This is a genomic window from Streptomyces sp. NPDC101166 (genome assembly GCF_044768125.1).
Taxonomy (GTDB): domain Bacteria; phylum Actinomycetota; class Actinomycetes; order Streptomycetales; family Streptomycetaceae; genus Streptomyces.
This window is the reverse complement of sequence record NZ_JBIWPF010000037.1, coordinates 20,154-35,918: the sequence shown is the minus strand read 5'-3', so window position 1 is coordinate 35,918 and position 15,765 is coordinate 20,154. Positions and strand designations below refer to the sequence as shown.

The 15,765-nt window shown below is 71.7% G+C and carries 15 protein-coding genes; 8 read left to right on the top strand and 7 right to left on the bottom strand.

Annotated elements, in window-relative coordinates; translation table 11 throughout:
- The first annotated feature begins 266 nt into the window (after positions 1-266).
- Positions 267-1,073, top strand: a complete 807-nt coding sequence (locus tag ACIRS4_RS35340; protein WP_404203894.1) for an SGNH/GDSL hydrolase family protein — start codon at positions 267-269, stop codon at positions 1,071-1,073.
- Positions 1,074-1,244: 171 nt separating this feature from the next.
- Here ACIRS4_RS35340 and ACIRS4_RS35335 read toward each other — a convergent pair whose 3' ends face one another.
- The 6 genes from ACIRS4_RS35335 to ACIRS4_RS35310 form a co-directional block, all read right to left on the bottom strand.
- Entirely contained in the window at positions 1,245-1,853 is a 609-nt protein-coding gene (locus ACIRS4_RS35335) for a PadR family transcriptional regulator (RefSeq protein WP_404203892.1), read from the bottom strand.
- Positions 1,854-1,934: 81 nt separating this feature from the next.
- On the bottom strand, positions 1,935-3,842 hold the full coding sequence (locus ACIRS4_RS35330) for an NAD-binding lipoprotein (RefSeq protein WP_404203890.1): 1,908 nt from the start codon (positions 3,840-3,842) through the stop codon (positions 1,935-1,937).
- Between the two features lie 199 nt (positions 3,843-4,041).
- Complete coding sequence (locus tag ACIRS4_RS35325; protein ID WP_404203888.1) at positions 4,042-5,064, bottom strand: LacI family DNA-binding transcriptional regulator; 1,023 nt, start codon at positions 5,062-5,064, stop codon at positions 4,042-4,044.
- Between the two features lie 78 nt (positions 5,065-5,142).
- Positions 5,143-5,979 (bottom strand): ATP-binding cassette domain-containing protein, encoded by an 837-nt coding sequence (locus ACIRS4_RS35320; protein WP_358797173.1) that lies wholly within the window; start codon positions 5,977-5,979, stop codon positions 5,143-5,145.
- A complete protein-coding gene (locus tag ACIRS4_RS35315; RefSeq protein ID WP_404203885.1) occupies positions 5,976-6,989 on the bottom strand; it encodes an ABC transporter permease in 1,014 nt (337 codons plus the stop codon). Before ACIRS4_RS35315 ends, ACIRS4_RS35320 begins: the two co-directional genes overlap by 4 nt.
- Before the next feature lie 167 nt (positions 6,990-7,156).
- Positions 7,157-8,179 carry a sugar ABC transporter substrate-binding protein gene (locus ACIRS4_RS35310; protein ID WP_404203883.1) on the bottom strand — a complete coding sequence of 341 codons (1,023 nt, stop codon included), beginning with the start codon at positions 8,177-8,179 and terminating at the stop codon, positions 7,157-7,159.
- A 249-nt stretch (positions 8,180-8,428) separates the two neighbouring features.
- Here ACIRS4_RS35310 and ACIRS4_RS35305 point away from each other — a divergent pair, with 249 nt between their 5' ends.
- The 5 genes from ACIRS4_RS35305 to ACIRS4_RS35285 all read left to right on the top strand — a co-directional run bounded on the left by ACIRS4_RS35305 (position 8,429) and on the right by ACIRS4_RS35285 (position 11,574).
- Positions 8,429-9,391 (top strand): carbohydrate kinase, encoded by a 963-nt coding sequence (locus ACIRS4_RS35305; protein WP_404203881.1) that lies wholly within the window; start codon positions 8,429-8,431, stop codon positions 9,389-9,391.
- Positions 9,392-9,459: 68 nt separating this feature from the next.
- A complete protein-coding gene (locus ACIRS4_RS35300) occupies positions 9,460-9,762 on the top strand; it encodes a putative quinol monooxygenase (protein WP_404203879.1) in 303 nt (100 codons plus the stop codon).
- Between the two features lie 223 nt (positions 9,763-9,985).
- Positions 9,986-10,342 (top strand): carboxymuconolactone decarboxylase, encoded by a 357-nt coding sequence (locus ACIRS4_RS35295; RefSeq protein WP_404203877.1) that lies wholly within the window; start codon positions 9,986-9,988, stop codon positions 10,340-10,342.
- A gap of 116 nt (positions 10,343-10,458) precedes the next feature.
- Positions 10,459-10,755 (top strand): hypothetical protein, encoded by a 297-nt coding sequence (locus tag ACIRS4_RS35290; RefSeq protein ID WP_404203875.1) that lies wholly within the window; start codon positions 10,459-10,461, stop codon positions 10,753-10,755.
- Between the two features lie 75 nt (positions 10,756-10,830).
- Positions 10,831-11,574 (top strand): hypothetical protein, encoded by a 744-nt coding sequence (locus ACIRS4_RS35285; RefSeq protein WP_404203873.1) that lies wholly within the window; start codon positions 10,831-10,833, stop codon positions 11,572-11,574.
- Between the two features lie 49 nt (positions 11,575-11,623).
- Here ACIRS4_RS35285 and ACIRS4_RS35280 read toward each other — a convergent pair whose 3' ends face one another.
- Positions 11,624-13,543: an SMI1/KNR4 family protein gene (locus tag ACIRS4_RS35280; protein WP_404203871.1), complete on the bottom strand. Its 1,920-nt coding sequence runs from the start codon at positions 13,541-13,543 to the stop codon at positions 11,624-11,626.
- Between the two features lie 237 nt (positions 13,544-13,780).
- Between ACIRS4_RS35280 and ACIRS4_RS35275 the strand changes: the two genes are divergently transcribed.
- A complete protein-coding gene (locus ACIRS4_RS35275) occupies positions 13,781-14,632 on the top strand; it encodes an endonuclease/exonuclease/phosphatase family protein (protein ID WP_404203869.1) in 852 nt (283 codons plus the stop codon).
- A gap of 135 nt (positions 14,633-14,767) precedes the next feature.
- The gene (locus tag ACIRS4_RS35270) at positions 14,768-15,727 is read left to right on the top strand and encodes a hypothetical protein (protein ID WP_404203867.1); all 960 of its coding nucleotides are present in this window, start codon (positions 14,768-14,770) and stop codon (positions 15,725-15,727) included.
- Positions 15,728-15,765: the final 38 nt, after the last annotated feature.

Genomic DNA, 15,765 nt, shown 5'->3' with positions numbered 1-15,765 from the left:
CTCGTACTGGGCGTACGAGGGCGATCCCGACAACGCGGCGAGCGCGCGTGCCAGGCGTCGCGAGCCAGACGGGACTTTCGAAACACGCCCTAGCGAACGCGATGTGCCGGGCCTTCGTGCCGCTCACGGAATCCCAGCCGCCCGGACTGTGCGCGGCCGTCCGTTTGACGTTATCTTCATAGTCAACTAAACACCTAGGTGCTTCGGTGACCACTGGTCGGTCGGCCGAATCGCCGGCGGCGAGATTGACGGAGATGGGACAGCCGATGTCGGACGGCGCGATACAGCGGTACGTGGCGCTGGGGGACAGTCAGACCGAGGGGCTCGGGGACGGCGATGACGTTCTGGGCCTCAGGGGCTGGGCGGACCGGCTCGCCGAGCAGATCGCCCGCGACAGCCCGGGCCTGCTCTACGCCAACCTCGCCGTACGCGGCAGGAGAGCCGGCGAAGTGCGGGCCGGGCAGCTCGCCCCGGCGCTCGCGATGCGCCCCGACCTCGCCACCGTGGTGGCCGGGGTCAACGACGTGCTGCGGCCGAGCTGCGACGTCGACGAGGTCGCCGGCCACCTGGAGGCGATGTTCGCCGCCCTGACCGCCCAGGGCGCCACGGTCGCGACGCTCACGTTCCCCGACGCCGGACGCATCACGCCGCTGGCCCGCCCCATCGGCCGCCGGGTCCTCGCCCTGAACGAGCGCATCCGGGAGGCCGCCGGCCGCCACGGCGTGGTCGTGGCGGAGACGGCCGCACACCCCGTCGTCACCGATCCGCGGCTGTGGAGCGCCGACCGGCTCCATGCCGGTCCGCTCGGCCACGCCCGCATCGCGGCCGCCGTCGCCGAGGCGCTCTCCCTCCCCGGCAGCGACGACAGTTGGACCCTGCCTCTGGCGGCCGACGTGACCAGGGCCTCTGGCCTGCACGTCGTGGGCGCGGAACTGCGCTGGGCCGGCGCCTTCCTGGGCCCCTGGGCGCTCCGCCGCCTGCGCGGACGCTCCTCCGGCGACGGCCGCCACGCCAAGCGGCCGGACCTGCTCCCGGTGACCTCGCCCGCGGGGGACGCCTCCCCGGCGGCGTGATCGCCCTCTAAGGGCTGTCCCGTAATCCCTGGCGGGCGTGCGGCGTCAGCTACGGCACCTCGCCGCGTTGTCGGAACGCCCGCATACATCCAGTATGCGGACGTCCCTCCGCCTTGCGATGCACCGCATCTGACGCCGCACGCTGATCCACCAGGGATTACGGGACAGCCCTTAGCCCTCGGCCTGCCCGGCGGCGTGAGAATCGCCCTCCAAGGGCTGTCCCGCGCCCGCCCGCTGGTCCAGCCGACGCAGCGCCATGTCCCCCCACTGAAGGTTCTCCCGCTCGAACGACATCCCTCGCAGCAGGGTGAGGTACGGGCCGATGCGTTCGGCCTCCGCGAAGTACGCCTCCTCCGAGCGCCCGTCCAGCAGGCGCCGCCGGATCCTCTCGTAACGGGCGAGCTTGGCGGTGGCCCACTCCATGCGCTCGGTGATGGCCGCGCGGACGGCGTCGGCGTCGCCGGCGTCCAGGCACTGCACCTTGACCATCAGCTCGTCCCGGATCACCGCGGGCCTGCCCGGCGGCTCGGCGGTGTAGGCGTGGACGGCCTCGTGCCCCGCCTCGGTCAGGGAGAACAGCCGCTTGTTGGGCCGGCGTTCCTGTTCGACCACCCGGGCCGTGACGAGTCCCTCGGACTCCATGCGCTCCAGCTCCCGGTAGAGCTGCTGGGGCGTCGACATCCAGAAGTTGGCGACCGTCGCGTCGAACCCCTTGGCGAGGTCGTACCCGGACGCCTCACCCTCCAGCAGCGCGGCCATCACCGCGTTCCGCAATGCCATGCGCCCACGCTAACAGCACGGTGACTAATCAACGAAGTGACTGTCGGGCGCTGGGCGGCCGGCCGTCAGGACCGCGCTCCTTCAGTCGCCGCCGACGACGACCACCTCGTCCTCGACCGCCCAGCGGCGTCGCTCGGACTTGGGCGGGTTGATCCGCACGCCGTAACCCGGGCTCGTCGCGGAATCGGCGTGACCGCGGTAGCCGATGGCGCACTCGCCGCGCTCGCGTGCCGCGGCCACGACCGTGGCGAAGGTCGCCTCCCCGTCGGGCAGGACGTAGTCGGTGGCCGGCCGCAGGCGGATTCCGGCGCCTTCGCCTGAGAACAGTTCCTCGAACACCGCTGCCAGGTGCCGGTTCTGAGAGATCTGCGCCATGAGCAGGCCGATGAGCTTGCCGCTGATGATCACGTCCGCTCCGGGGCCGACGGGGGCGAGGTCCCGGTTGCGGTCGTCGATCAGTTCGGTGACGACCGGCAGTTCGCGTCCCGTCGCCTCCTCCAACTGGCGCAGCAGCAGAAGTGTGATGAGCGTGCGGTTGTCGGGGTCGTCCGGCTGCTGCCCCGGCGCGGGCTCCTGGCCGAGCACGATCACACTGTCGTAGGAAGGCACGTCCAGACGGTGCAGGGTCTCGGGACGGGTGACGTCCCCGTGGTGCAGCGTCAAGGCCGGACCGGCCTCGTCGTGCGCCCCCGCCGCGCCCGTCTGCCGGGCCGCCGCCGCACCCGCGGCATCCCCGTACGTCACCACGTCGACGGCCGACCCGGGCCGGCATCGGCGGCGCAACTGATCGACGACCAGCGGTGCCCGGCGGTTCCAGCCCAGCAGGAGAACCCGCTCCGGCCGCGCGGGCGTCGACGGCCCGGACGCCATCGCCGCCTTGTCGACCCACTCCGCGCAGTCGGCCGTCCAGGCCGTGTCGTCGTCACGGGAGATGACGACGAGCAGGTCGCCCGTGCCGATGGTCGTCTGCGCCGGCGGATTGAGCAGGGGAGCGCCCTCCCGCACCAGCCCGACGACGCTCGACGTGGGGTACGACAGCAGCGCCTCGCCGAACGAGCGACCCTCCAGGGCCGGTTCGGCGATCAGATAGAACTCGTCTCCGGCGAAGTCGAGGAGCTCCTGATGGACCAGGGACAGCCCGGGGCGGCGCGCGGCCTCGACGATCAACCGGGCGGTCACGGTGTCGCTCTCCAGGATCACGCCGCCCGGCCCGGCCGCGAGGGAGGCCGCCAAGCGGTAGCGGTCGTCCCGGACGGCGGCGACGACGGGCGGACGGCTGTCCGTCCCGGACAGGGCCGCCCTGAGCGCCAGCAGCGTCTTGACCACCTCGGCGTCCGCGTCGGGCTCGTCATGGGGCAGGACCAGCACGACACCCGCCGAGGCCGGACTGGTGAGGCGGAGCACGGCCGGGTCGGTGGTGGGGCCGCTGCGGCAGATCAGCCGGGTACGGCCGAAGGGCCCCACCTTCGCGCCCAGGGACTCCTCCATGGCGGTCTTGTCACGGGCCGCCAACACCGCGACCGCCGCCCGCCGTTGGTTCAGGTTGGCGGCCACCAGCTCGCCCACCACCGTGAAGACCTGCTCCGACCACCCCAGCACCACGGCGTGTCCCTCTTCGAGCACGGTGGAACGGCCCCGCCGCAGCGCGGTGAGCCGGTCCGTGAGCGCCGTCGTGATCAGACCGACGAGCGTCGACACGTACAGCAGGGCGACCAGCGCGAGCAGCACCGACATCGTCACGCGCAGCGGCGTGCCCGTCGCACCGCCCAGCCGCAGCGTTTCCCCGGTGAGCCGCCACACGAGCGCCAGCCGGTCCATCGGGGCCGTCGGCGCGTCGGGATCGGTCCACACCATCACCGCGCTCGCCGGGACGACGACGGCCAGACACAGCAGCGCCATCCAGCCGACGAGAGCGGAGGCGCCGCGGGCCAGCGTGTTGTCGAACCAGTAACGGGCTCTGTCACCGAACGGAGTGCGCCGCTGCGCCACCCTTCCCCCTCCGTCGCCCGTGCTCATGTGCGGCGGGCCGGCGCCGGCACGCGATGTGCCGCGCGGGCCCGCCGCAGAGCACGGATGTGGATCCGCCTGTGGCAGTGTGAAGCGGAAGATCGCGACGGCAGGCGGGATTCGCCCGGCATTCATCCCTTCGGGTTCCCCGGACGTCATGTTCGGGGGCGCGGACGATCCCTCAACGCGTGGGCGCGGGCTGCTCCCCCGAGCCCCGGACGATCAGCCGGGTGGGGACGGTGATGGTGCGGGCCCGGGAACGGTCGCCGTCGAGACGGGCCAGGGCGGTCGCCACCGCACTGCGGCCGATCTCCTCGGGATCCTGCGCGACGACCGTCAGCGCCGGCTCCAGTGCCTCGGCGAGGGACACGTCGTCGAAGGCGACCACCGCGACCTCCTTGCGCTTGCTGCGGGCCAGTTCGGCCACTGTCCCGAGCGCCATGATGTTGTTCCCGGCGAACAGCGCCGTCGGCGGATCGGCCAGGTCGAGCAGCCTGGCGGTCTCCGCTTCTGCCCCCCGCTGATCGTGTGCGCTGGCGACGAGCGAACGGTCGTAGGGGATGTCCGCTTCCTGAAGCGCCGCACGGTAGCCCGCCAGGCGCTCGCGGCGGGTGTACAGCCTGACGGGCAGGTCGCCGACGAACCCGACGCGCCGGTGCCCGTGGGCGATCAGATGGGCGACGCCGTCCTGGGCCCCCTCCTGGTTGGAGCTGACGATGCTGTCCGTGGACAGACCGACGCCCGGCCGGTCGAGGAAGACGATGGGCAGGCCTGCCGTACGCTGCGCCTTGAGGTGGGAGTGGTCGGCGCCCACCGAGGGCACCACGATCAGGATGCTGACGCGCCGGGCGAGGAACTTCGCCGTCAGGGCGCGTTCGCGGTCGGCGTCGTCCGCGGACGACCCCATGAGCAGGGTCAGCCCCCGGTCGCGGACGCTGTCCTCGATGCCGCGTGCCACGGCCCCGAAGAAGGGGTTGCCGAGGTCGGGGACGACCAGCCCGATGGTGGTGTCCGGGCCGCCGACACGCATGTTGCGCGCCATGAGGTTCGGCTGGAAGCCCAGCGCGGCCACCGCGGCGAGCACCTGTTCCCTGGTCCGCGCCGAGACGGGTCCGTCCTCGTTGAGGACGCGCGAGACAGTCTTGGCGCTGACGCCGACTTCTCGGGCGACGTCGGCCAGGGTGGGGCGGCGGTTCGCTGCCATGAAGGAAACCGTCTCCTGTGAGCCCTCGTGTTCCGGCCTCGGCCTCGGCCGGAATCGGTGAGAGCGGGTGTCGATGTGTCAGGTGGCCTGGACTCCGGCGGCCTTCGCGGCCTTCGAGTCCGCTACGACAGTAGCCCCAGCCGCGTCGACGGTGAGCGCGCCGGTCATGATGGCGACGACCTCCGCCATGGAGTAGTCCGAGGGCTTGATCACGGCGGCGCGCCTGCCCAGCCGATGGACGTGGATCCGGTCGGCGATCTCGAAGACATGGGGCATGTTGTGGCTGATCAGCACGACGGGCATGCCCTTGTCGCGGACCCTGCGGATGAGGTCGAGGACCTGGCCGGACTCCTTGACGCCGAGCGCGGCGGTGGGTTCGTCCATGACGACGACGCTGCGGGCCCAGGCGACGGCACGGGCCACCGCGACGGCCTGCCGCTGTCCGCCGGACAGGGTCTCGACCGCCTGGGTGAGCGAGCGCAGACCGATCTTCAGGTCGGCCATGTGCTCGGCGGCCTCCTGCCGCATGCGCTTCTTGTCCAGCACCCGGAAGACGTTGCCGAGGACGCCTGGGCGGCGCAGCTCCCGGCCGAGGAACATGTTCGAGGCGATGTCCATGGAGGCGGCCACGGCGAGGTCCTGGTACACCGTCTCGATGCCGTGGGCGCGGGCGCTCTGCGGACCGGAGAAGGCGATGGGCTCGCCGTTGAGGCGGATCTCGCCCGCGTCGGGGACCACGGCGCCGGTGAGGGCCTTGATCAGGCTGGTCTTGCCGGCTCCGTTGTCGCCGATGACGGCGAGGACCTCGCCCGGCAGCAGATCGAAGTCGGCGCCGTCGATGGCGGTGACATGGCCGTAGCGCTTGACCAGGCCGCGGGCCTGGAGGACGGGGGTGGGGGAACCGGTGGCGGTCATCGGGCCTTCTTCCGGGAGATCTGGTCGACGGTCACCGCGAGGATCACCAGCACACCGGTGATCAGGGTCTGGTAGATCGAGGCGACGCCCATCAGTTGCAGGCCGTTGCGGAAGACGCCCACGATCAGCACGCCGATGAAGGTGCCGAGGACCGAGCCGCGTCCGCCGAAGAGACTCGTGCCGCCGAGGACCACGGCCGTGATGCTGTCCAGGTTGTCGGTCTGTCCCGCCTGCGGGTCGCCCACGCCGGTGCGGGAGATGAGCAGCAGCGCGGCGATGCCGTACAGCACTCCGGCGGCGGTGTAGACGCCGATGGTCAGCCGGGAGGTGCGGATGCCGTTGAGCCGCGCCGCTTCCGGGCTGTTGCCCAGCGCGTAGACGTGCCGGCCCCAGCCGGTGCCGCTGAGCAGGTACGCCAGGAGGAGGAACAGGGCGATGGTGACCAGCGAGCCGTAGGTCACATCGGTGTAGCCGAGGGGGAACGTCTCGCCCAGCGCCGTCAGCGGGCCGGGCAGGCTGGTGACCGTCTGCTCCTCGGAGTAGATGTGGGTCAGCGCGAACGCCACGTTGAGCATGCCGAGGGTGACGATGAACGGCGGCAGCGGGATCTTCTGCACCAACACCCCGTTGAGCAGGCCGAATCCGCCGCAGACGACCAGGCCCAGCGCGATGGCCGCGAGGGGCGGCAGGGTGCCCTCGGCCGCCATCTTGGCGATCACGATGCTGCCGAAGGCCATCACGGCGCCGCAGGACAGGTCGATGCCCGCGGTGAGGATGATCAGGGTCTGCCCGATGGCCAGGGTGCCGACGACCATCACCTGCTGGATGATCAGGGAGAAGTTCCCGCCGGTGAGGAACTGGTCGGTCGACAGGGAGAAGAAGGCGCAGGCCAGGAGGAGCGCGGCCAGGGGGCCGGTGGTCGGAGCCGTGAGCAGTCTGCGGGCCGTCGTCGGCGCTTTGAGCTCCGCGTACGGTGAGGAGGTGGTCGGGGGTGTGGACGTGGCTGTCATGCGAAGTCCTAAGTCCTTGTCATCAGACAGAGATCCTTGTCGCCGGGACAAGGGGGGCGGCCGTCACCGCGGATCGTCACCGCGGATCGTCCCTGCGCGTCCGGCAGGTGTCGGGCCGGCCGCCCCGCTGAGGGGAGTGGCTGTCTCGTACGGTCCTCGGGCGGACCTCAGCCCCAGCAGTTCTCCAGGCCGAAGGCGGTGTCCTTCGAGGCGACCCCGGCCTGCGCCTTGTCGGTGATCAGCGTGACCCCGGTGTCCGTGTAGCCGGAGGCCTTCTTGCCGTCCTTCGCGTACGTCACGACGGCCTTGACGCCCTCGGCGGCCATCTTCAGCGGGTACTGCTGCGAAGTGGCGGCGATCTTGCCGTCCTTGACGGCCTGGGTGCCGGTGCAGCCGCCGTCGACGGAGACGATCAGGACGTCCTTCTCCCGGCCCTTGGCCTTGAGGGCGGTGTACGCGCCCAGGGCGGCCGGTTCGTTGATGGTGTAGACGACGTTGATGTCGGGCGACTTCTGCAGGCAGTTCTCCATCGCCGTCTGGCCCTTGGACTGGTCGCCGCCGGTGTCCTGGGCGCAGACGACGTCCTTCTCGGCGGCGCCGAAGCCCTTCAGGAAGCCGTCGTGGCGCTGGACGCCGACGGACACGCCCGGCGCGAGGTCGAGGGCGGCGATCTTCGCCGTCTTGCCCTTCATCGCGGCCTTGGCGTACTCGCCGATCAGCTCACCGGCCTTGAGGTTGTCCGTGGCGAAGAGGGCGTCGACCGCGCTCTGCGGCTCGGTCGGCGTGTCCAGGGCGATGACCAGGACACCCTTGGCCTTCGCCTTCTCGATCGCGGGGACGATCGCCTTGGAGTCGCTCGGGGTGATCAGGATGCCCTTCACGCCGGCGGCCACCATGTTCTCGATCGCGGTGACCTGCCCGGCGTTGTCGCCGTCGAACTTGCCGGCCGCGGTCATGAGCTGGACACCCTCGGACTTCGCGGTCTTCTCCGCGCCCTCCTTCATCTTCACGAAGAACGGGTTGGTGTCGGTCTTGGTGATCAGACCGACCTTGACGTCGCCCGAACCGGAGCTGGAGGCGCCCGCCCCGGCACTGGAACCGGGTCCGCAGGCCGTCAGGGCGAGGGCCGCGACACCCGTGGCAGCGGCGGCTCTGATCAGGGAGGAGGGCAGACGAGTGGTGCGAGACATGATCACTCCTGTGGGATGACGAGCGGCACGGGACCGGGAACCCGGAGCGTGCCGCCCCGGGGTGTCATCGCTGACTTATGTCATCGTTGACACTGCATGGCGAGGATGATGGACTCCCTCTCCCGGCAACGTCAATGCCTTGCACCCGTCACAAAACGGCAACGTCCGTGAGCGGCCTCCCCGCGCACCGGCCGACGGCTGTTTCGCGAAGCGCCCGGTCGTCCCGTCCCTCCGGAGAAGGAGCAGCCCATGAGACCGCCTCAGATCACCGTCCTGGGAGAGTGCGTCGCGGACGCCTTCACCGAGCCCGCGCCGGCCGCGAACGAACTCGCGCTGCGCGTCCTGCCCGGCGGCGGACCGGCGAACACGGCGGTGGCCCTGGCCCGGCTGGGCACCCCGGCGCGGTTCGTCGCCCGTCTGTCCTCGGACGTGTTCGGCCGTCTCTTCCGGACCCACCTGGAGGCGTCGGGCGTGGACCTGTCGTACGCCGTCCCGGCGGCCGAGCCCAGCACGCTGGCCGTGGCAGAACTGGACGCCCGGGGGCAGGCGGCGTTCTCCTTCCACGCGGACAACACGGCCGACTGGCAGTGGACCCCGGACGAGTTGGCACGAGTGGACCTGTCCGGGACGGCCTGTGTGCACACCGGATCGCTCGCGCTGGTCCGCCGGCCCGGCGCGGCCGCGGTCGAGGAGTTCCTGGCGACCGCCGCCTCCCGGGCCACCGTCAGCATCGACCCCAACGTCCGGCCGCTGCTCGTGCACCCCGACGTCTACCGGGACCGGCTCGCGCACTGGTGCCGCCTCGCCGACATCCTGCGGCTCAGCCAGGACGACCTGGAACTGCTCCTTCCGGGAACCACGCCGGAGCAGGCGTGCGACACCTGGCATGCCGCGGGGGCACGGCTCGTCGTGATCACGCTGGGCGGCGACGGCGCGCTGCTCTCCCTCGACGGCGAACGGCTGCGGGTGCCGGCGACGACGACGCGCGTGGTCGACACGGTGGGGGCGGGGGACTCCTTCACCGCCGGGCTCCTGCACCACCTCGGGGTGCGCGGAGCCCTCGGCGGCCGGCTGTCCGGCCTCACCCTCGACGACGTGGCGCAGGCCTGCCGCTTCGCCGCCCGTGTCGCCGCTCTGACCTGCTCGGTCGCCGGCCCCAACCCGCCGTGGCAGGAGCAGTTGGCGCACTCGGCGACCACCGCCGGCGCCTGACGGCCCGTACACCGCCCACTGCTTCCCCTCCGACCGATCGCCCGCCACCCGAGAAGGACACCGAAGCCATGACGAAATCCCTGCTCGCCGAGTTCACCGCCCGTGAAGGCGCGGAGGACGAGGTCGCCCGGCTGATCCGGGACTACGCCCTGAAGGTGCGCGAAGAGGAAGGCAACCTCACCTTCGACGTCTACACCAAGGCGGCCGCCCCGCGCGCCTTCTGGATCTTCGAGGTCTACCGCGACGACGACGCCTTCCGGGCGCACCTGAACGCGCCCTACGGCGCCCCGTTCAACGCCGCCCTCACTCCGCTCATCGAGGAGGACGCCTCGGTCCTGACCTTCCTCGAACCGCTCGCGGCGCGCCGGTGACGCACCGGAGCGAGGTCGCCGGGGGCGTCGTCGGCCGGCCCCCGGACGCCCCGGGGCCGGGCGGCGCGGGCCCTCGGCTCCCTTCCGGTGCGGCGGACCGTCCGGCTCGGCGCGCGCCGCCACCTGGGTGATGCCTACGCTGGAGTGGCAAGCGCCGGCCGGCCGGAGGTGGGGGCAGCGGCCGGCGGTTCAGCTCTCCTCAGCACCGGAAGGTGATCCGGCCATGGCCACTGCATCCGAGACCCCCGTACTCGACACCATCGCCGCCATGACGATCGACTCCGTCGAGCGCTGCCACATGGACGACAGGACGCTCATCCTCGCCCGCGTCGCCGCGCTCGTGGCGATGGACGCACCGGCGATCTCGTATCTCGCACACGTCACCCCGGCCGTCAAGGCCGAGTTCACCGTCGAGCAGTTGCAGGACCTCCTCGTCGCCATCGCCCCCGTCGTCGGGACGGCCCGCGTCATGTCGGCCGCGGGCCACATCGCCGAGGCGTTCGGCGTCGCGCTCGCACTGGCCGAAGGCGAAGCGGAGGCCATAGCCCAGGCCGAAGCCGACAGCCGCAGCGCCCGCTGATCGAGTCGGCTCACCTTGCTTCTCACCCAAACCCCGTGAAGCAAGGTGAGTTGGGGACACGGCTTCCTCGGGCCGTCGTTCCCCGGTACTCCGGGCGGGCAGTACAGTGCGGTGTCGTGGACATACCCGACTGGTCCGTCTGGCTCCTGACCTGCCTGGCCGTCCTGCAGGCACTCTCCCTCGTCATCGTCATCCGCCGGTTCCGGCGATCCGACCCCGCGCTGCGCTCCGAGGCACTCCTCGATCTGCTGGACACCTTTGCCGGTCTGCTGCTCTTCGGCGGCATGATGCTGAGCCTCACCGTGGCGGATTCCTTCTTCTGGCTGGGCCTCGTCGGCTTCGCGATGATGACCGTCGTCTACGCGATGAAGGGCGTCCGCTACCTGCAAGCCCGCCGCCGTCCCTCGACCTGACCCTGAGAAGGGGCCTGGCCGGGGGACGGCGGCGGGCGCGCCGGGGCCCCTTCTCTCCCACGGGAGATCCAGTTCATGACCGCCGAACAGCCGCTCACCTACGACGTGTTCGCCGACCTCGCCGCCGCTGATCCGGCTGTCGTCGGTCTCGTCCTCAAGGGCTCCCGGGCCCACGAGCGCATGATCACCCCGGACTCCGACCACGATCTGTACGTCGTCCTGGCCGATGACGCGTCGACGGGTCTCACCCGGTTCGCGGGTCACCGCACCGCCGAGCTCGACCTCGTCATCGTCACGCTCACCGAGTTCCGCGCGGCCGGGATGCCCGGCGTCGAAAGGTATGCCCTGGCCCGTGCGCGCGTCGTGCTCGACCGTCTCGGCGGAGGCATCGCCCGGATCCTCGCCGACAAGGCCCGGCTGGGCGCCGACGAGGCGTTCAGCGATGCCGGCGGCTGGCTCGACGCCTACGCCAACTCCCTTTACCGCTCCGTCAAGAACCACCGGTCGGGTCAGACTCTCGCCGCTCGTCTCGACGCGGCCGACAGCATGCGGTTTCTGCTTGAGCTGCTGTTCGCCCTGGACCGTCGCCCCCGGCCCTACAACAAGTACCTGGAATGGGAACTGGCCCGGTACCCGCTGCCGGGCTGGGACACCGACGCGCTGCTGAGCGCAGTGGACCGCGTCTCCGCGACAGGCGACGTCCCCCTGCAGCGGCGACTGTTCACCCTCGTCGAGGCGGCGGCTCGACGAGCGGGACACGGTGCGGTGCTCGACGCGTGGGGAGACGATCTCGTGCTCATGCGCCCCCGGTCCTGGTGACCGCCCTGGCCGGGGGAGAGCGCGGGCCCGCCCCTCCCCGGGCACGGGCTCAGGGTTGGTGCCGTACGGGACCGATGGTGGCGTAGGCGAAGCTCTCGCCCGCTCGCGGGGCCCGGGTCCAGGAGCGGGTGGTGAAGGTGCTCAGCCTTCCTCGGGTCAGCGCGAAGCGGGGGAGTGACAGGCCCAGTTCGGAGTGCAGGGCTGTCAACAGGCGTGCCTCGCAGTCCAGTTCGTCGTCTTCCGGGCTGAACCAGTTCGCCGGGTCGAGGGCGTCCGGTATCGCGCCGGAACGCTGGATCTCCGTACCGCGCACGGTGAACGCGTAGAGCTCCTCGCCCCGCTCGGCCAGCGACAAGTGGATCGAGGCGGGACGGCCGCCGGGAGAAGAGTTCCTCGGGTCGCGCCACACCACCGCCGCACGTCCGTAGGCGGAGGCAGCGCAGGCCGGGGACTGGAACAGCCGGCTCAGGTGGCGGTCGGAGTGGCCGTCGAAGGCGAAGGACCACGCTTCGACGGTGCGGCCGACCGCGACCACGGCCCGGTCCTCCCACAGTTGCACGCCCTCCCGCTCGTGGGGCCGGGGCGCGTGCCAGGACGCCATGAGCGGATCCGTGGGCGCGCTCAGTCCGGCGCCTTCCTCGCCGATGAGGGCGGGCAGCCGGTCGGGGGCCATGCCCTCGACCCAGACACAGCGGTATCCCTGGAACGGCCGCCGGTTCGCGGCGGGCTCCGTCAGCCAGGCGAGGCCCGCAGGGTCGAGGTCGGGCACCGGATCGGGAGTGAGTCCCGCCTCCCCGGCCCGCGGAGTCGCGAGGATCTCCCGCCCGCGTTCCGGGGTGACCAGCGGCCCGAGAACGGGATCGGCGAGCAGGCCGACCGGGGCGATCAGCGAGGGCCCGGGCGCCGCCCAGAGGGGAAGCGCGTCCCGCAGCGCCCGCCACGCGGTGTCGGTGGCGCCCCAGCGGGCCGACTCGCGGGCCTCGGCGACGGCACGGCCCCAGGCTCCGCCCGGCGCGTAGCGGTAGGCCCCGTCGGACATCGTGCGCAGCACGGTCTCGGCGGTGTTCCGGTCGACCCCGCGGGCGGCCATCATCCCGAGCCACTGGCCTTGTCCGCCCGGCCACCGTTCGCCGCGTGCCGACGCCTCCATGGCCTGCACGGGCAGGATCTCGGGCAGATACCGGGGGTCGGCCACCAGGGTGCCGTAGTCCTGGGGAGTGCGCGGTTCCGACAGATGCCGGAGCTGGTTCAGCAGGACGCGGCTGTTCGGCCGTCCGAACGACATCGCCTCCTCCAGCAGAGGCAGGGCCTCCTCGTACCGTCCGCGCAGGGCCAGCAGACGGGCCTCCTCGACATGCGCGTCCTGGGCGCGGGTGGTCGCGTTCACGAATCCGGCGCTCTGCGCCCGGTCGGAGTGGAACCCGCGGTACATGTCCTCCATGTACGCCCGGAACGACGGGTAACGGTCCGGCAGTTCACCGCTCCAGCCCTTGAAGACGTAGAGCGCCCACTCGCCGTCCTCGTCGCTGTCGCCCGGGTCGAGCAGGGCGTTCGACATGTCGGAGTCCGTCTCCAGTCGCAGCGCCCGCCGCCACATCCCGGCCAGCAGGACGTCCTCCTCGCGCGGGTCGTCGCCGAGTGCCTGCTCGTACAGCGGGGCCATGCCGTGCGGGTCCTGGAACCAGTCGATGTCCGCCACGCCGCCGAGCTGGTAGACGCCGGCCGTCTCGTTCACGCGCCAACCGTCGCTCACGGCCAGGAACTCCCGGTACGACGGCGGCAGTCGCCGCCCCAGCCGCTCCTCGGCCGCGGTGATCGCCGCCTGGTCCGCACCGGGGCGGCCCAGGGGATCGCCGGTCGGGCCGTCCTTCTCGTCTTCGTCGTCCTCGATGTCCTCGTCCAGGCGTGGGACCCACTCCGCCCGCCAACGCCCCAGGAACTCGTGCCAGTCGAAAGGCTCGTCGCTCATGACCGGATGGTGCCATCCGGCACTGACAAGGAGGGCCGGCCCCGTTCGGGCCCCATGGACCCCGTCCTCGCCGCCGACGCGCGACGGCGGCACACGGTGCGCGACCGTGCGCAGAAGGTGACGTCCGACCTCGGCCGCCGTGGCCGTCGGGTCCGTCGAGCCCGTGTCGGGCATCGACTAGTCTCGTGGAGGGAGGCGCCTGCCGCTTCCCTGGGTGTCGAGACGGAGGAGGGGGCGATGGCGCGGGGAAGAGGGGTGTGGCTCTTCGCGGGGGCCGGGATCGCGGCCTGCGTGGTCCTCGTCGGTCCGAGCGTCCCGGACGGCGGTCCCTTCGCCGCGTCGTCGCCCGCCGTCGCGGCCCGGAAGGCCGTGGCCGGCCGGGTCATGACGTGGAACCTGTGCAACCCCTGCGGGGAGAGCGAGGTCGACCAGGCCGCGGAGATCGCCGCCCACGCCCCGCAGGTCGTCGGCCTCCAGGAGGCGTGCGAGCGGGACGTCGAGACGATCCGGGGCTATCTGAAAAGCCGTCACGGACTGGTCTACCACGTGGAGTACGGGGCGGTGCTCCACAACTGGCGCCGGTGCGGGGGAGCGCCGTGGAGCCCCGGAGGTTACGGCCAGGCGATCCTGTCCGCGGCGCCGATGACGGACGCCGTCACCGAGGAGTACGCCGACGGGGGATCCGAGGACCGCGGCTACATGGCGGTCACCACCCGGGTGGGCGACCGTCCGGTCCGGGTGTTCAACACCCACCTCGCCCAGCGGCGTCAGGAGGCGGTGCGCGCGGAGCAGGCCGCCGCGCTCGCCGAGGAGGTGGCCCGGCACGACCGAGCCGTCGTCCTGGGCGACTTCAACGCCGTGCCGGACACCGCCGAACTCACCCCGTTGTGGAAGCTGGCCTCGGACGCGGACCCCGGGTGCGGCCCCTCGAGGGCGGGTGACTGCGAGCCCACCACGGACTGGCAGAGCAAGTTCGACTACGTCTTCCTGCGAGGCATCGCCCCGCTCAGGCGTCACATCGTCCCCACCCCCTACTCGGACCACCACATCCTGTACGCGGACCTGAACGTGGCGTCGCGCGGGCGGTGAGATCGACTCCCGGCAGAGGGGCGCTTCGGGGACGCGTGCTCCTTCTTCCAACTGCCGCGTCATCGGCATGCATTAGGGTGAAAGTCCCGCATCGGCAGTGGCGACAGTCCACCGTCGCGAGTCCCTGAGGTTGTGTTGACTTCCTACGTCGGCTCCGGTCCGTACTGCTTCTCCAACTCGCTCTGCATGACGCTGGGGGAAGGCGCGCCGCCGCCGGCCGTCATCGAGGTGCTCACGGGTTCCCCCTTCGGATTCCAGCTGATCGCCGACGAAGTGCCGCTGTTCGATCCGCTCGGCTGGGACCCGGAGATCGGTCTGGACGCCGCGATCGAGCTGCTCGGCTGCACCTGTGAGCGAAGCCGAGGCGAGGACGCCGACGCGGCGCTTGCGCGACTCGAGGCAGCGGTGGGCCAAGGTCCGGCGCTGGCAGGACCGTTGGACATGGGGCTGCTGCTGCACCAGCCCGGCAGCGGCTCCGCCGTCGGGGCGGACCACTATGTGACGGTGCTGGCGGTGAACGAGGACACGGTGCTCTTCCACGACCCGCACGGCCACCCGTACGCCGTGCTGCCGACGGCGGTGTTCCTCGAGGCATGGCGGGCCGAGAAGGTGGCCTACATCGACCAGCCCTTCGTGCTTCGCTCGTCGTTCGCTCGACGCCGCGAGGTGACCCCGGAGGAGGCTCTGCGCGCCTCGCTGCCGGGGGCCCTGGCCTGGCTCGGCATCCGCGACGATCGTGAGGCGCCCCCCGGCTCCCTCGGCAACGCTCAGGGGCTGGAGCGTCTCGCCGAGCAGATCGCCACAGGCGAACTCCCTTCGCACATGCGGGAGATGCTGGAGGCGTTCTCAGTTCGCGTCGGCGCCCGGCGGCTGTCCGACGCCTCCGCGGCCCTGGCCGACTGCGGACACCACGAGGCGGCCGGGCTGCTGCGCACACAGGCCATGCTCCTGGGCGGTCTGCAGTACCCGCTGGTGACCGGGGACGATGCGACAGTGGTGACCGGCCTGCGCCGCCTCGCCCCGACGTACGGCGAACTGCGCGAGGCCCTGGCCGAAGCGGTCACCACGGACGGACCGGCCGCCGCCGGACGGTGATCCGGTTCGGGACAGCGCCGGATGCGGGGGCCTGGCGA

Bases quoted from the DNA above. Each gene is read 5' to 3' on its own strand.
- ACIRS4_RS35340 (WP_404203894.1), top strand. From the start codon at position 267: ATGTCGGACGGCGCGATACAGCGGTACGTGGCGCTGGGGGACAGTCAG.
- ACIRS4_RS35335 (WP_404203892.1), bottom strand. From the start codon at position 1,853: ATGGCATTGCGGAACGCGGTGATGGCCGCGCTGCTGGAGGGTGAGGCG.
- ACIRS4_RS35325 (WP_404203888.1), bottom strand. From the start codon at position 5,064: ATGGCAGCGAACCGCCGCCCCACCCTGGCCGACGTCGCCCGAGAAGTC.
- ACIRS4_RS35320 (WP_358797173.1), bottom strand. From the start codon at position 5,979: ATGACCGCCACCGGTTCCCCCACCCCCGTCCTCCAGGCCCGCGGCCTG.
- ACIRS4_RS35315 (WP_404203885.1), bottom strand. From the start codon at position 6,989: ATGACAGCCACGTCCACACCCCCGACCACCTCCTCACCGTACGCGGAG.
- ACIRS4_RS35310 (WP_404203883.1), bottom strand. From the start codon at position 8,179: ATGTCTCGCACCACTCGTCTGCCCTCCTCCCTGATCAGAGCCGCCGCT.
- ACIRS4_RS35305 (WP_404203881.1), top strand. From the start codon at position 8,429: ATGAGACCGCCTCAGATCACCGTCCTGGGAGAGTGCGTCGCGGACGCC.
- ACIRS4_RS35300 (WP_404203879.1), top strand. From the start codon at position 9,460: ATGACGAAATCCCTGCTCGCCGAGTTCACCGCCCGTGAAGGCGCGGAG.
- ACIRS4_RS35295 (WP_404203877.1), top strand. From the start codon at position 9,986: ATGGCCACTGCATCCGAGACCCCCGTACTCGACACCATCGCCGCCATG.
- ACIRS4_RS35285 (WP_404203873.1), top strand. From the start codon at position 10,831: ATGACCGCCGAACAGCCGCTCACCTACGACGTGTTCGCCGACCTCGCC.
- ACIRS4_RS35280 (WP_404203871.1), bottom strand. From the start codon at position 13,543: ATGAGCGACGAGCCTTTCGACTGGCACGAGTTCCTGGGGCGTTGGCGG.
- ACIRS4_RS35275 (WP_404203869.1), top strand. From the start codon at position 13,781: ATGGCGCGGGGAAGAGGGGTGTGGCTCTTCGCGGGGGCCGGGATCGCG.